At 43.2% G+C, this 1,138-nt stretch carries 1 protein-coding gene; it reads right to left on the reverse strand.

Annotated elements, in window-relative coordinates; genetic code table 11:
• Positions 1 to 59: 59 nt before the first annotated feature.
• Positions 60 to 1,138, reverse strand: a 1,079-nt coding sequence (locus tag GQY27_RS21170; RefSeq protein WP_160037242.1) for an IS256 family transposase, incomplete at its 5' end; no start/stop codon positions are given.

Raw genomic sequence — 1,138 nt, forward strand, 5'->3', positions numbered from 1 at the left:
TACGGTAGCGTCAAGAATTTTGTGTAAATGAAAATATCCTCTTCTTGTAGAAAGTAGTACTACTCTTTGGTGGAGAACATCGCCAGTAGTTCAGATCGGGCTTGATCAAAGCCAATATGACAACGTGTAGCGAAGCGTTGGTTATAGATTTCAAACTGTGAAACCAGGAACTTCTCTAGAGCCTCTTCATGTGGAAATTGCTCTTTGCGCTTGGTATATCTCTTAATTTGTTTATTGAAAGATTCAATTAGATTGGTCGAATAAATGCTCCTCCATATGGATTTTGGAAAACGGTAGAATGTGAAGATATATGGATTTTCTTGTAGAGATGTAACGACCTTGGGATAGATGGGTTTCCATTTGTCACAGAAGGATTCTAGAGCGGCTTTGCCAGCTTGTTCATGGTCAGCTCTGTACACCGATTTAAAGTCTCCACAGATCTCTGCACGGTCAGATACACGTACTTTATGAGCGATATTACGCGCCAAATGAACACAACACGTTTGGTATTTGGCCTGTGGATAGACTTGCTGAGTGGCATCTACTATACCTTTCAATCCATCGGAGATAAAGAGGAGTACTTCTTGCACACCACGTTCGCGAATGTCTTGCAGGAGTTCTTTCCATACATAGGCCGATTCGGTGGGTGCAATGGCATATGTTAAGACTTCTTTTGAGCCATCTTCACGAATCCCCACCGCAAGATATACAGCTTCCTTAGACACCGTTTCGCGTTTAACCGCAATGTAAGTCGCATCTAAATAGACGCAAACATAACGTTTTGTTAGCGTACGCTTCATGAAGGCTTCTACATGCTCCACCATAACCTTGGTCATGTTAGATATCGTTTGAGGTGTGTAATGATGACCGTACATTTTCTCGATAAGCTCAGCAATCTCCGTCATTGTCACACCCTTTTGGAACATGTGAATGACGAAGGATTCAAGCGTATCATTGGAACGCTTATACGGAGCTACCGTCTGCTGCTTAAACTCTCCGTTGCGATCTCGTGGGATAGTAATCTGCAGCTCACCATACTCAGTGCGAAGTGTACGCGTGTAAACTCCATTGCGAGAATTCCCCGAATTCACTCCCAGCCGGTCGTACTTTTCATAGTCTAGGAATGCCGTTAATTCTG

Source organism: Paenibacillus sp. An7, from assembly GCF_009870785.1.
Taxonomy (GTDB): Bacteria; Bacillota; Bacilli; order Paenibacillales; family Paenibacillaceae; genus Paenibacillus.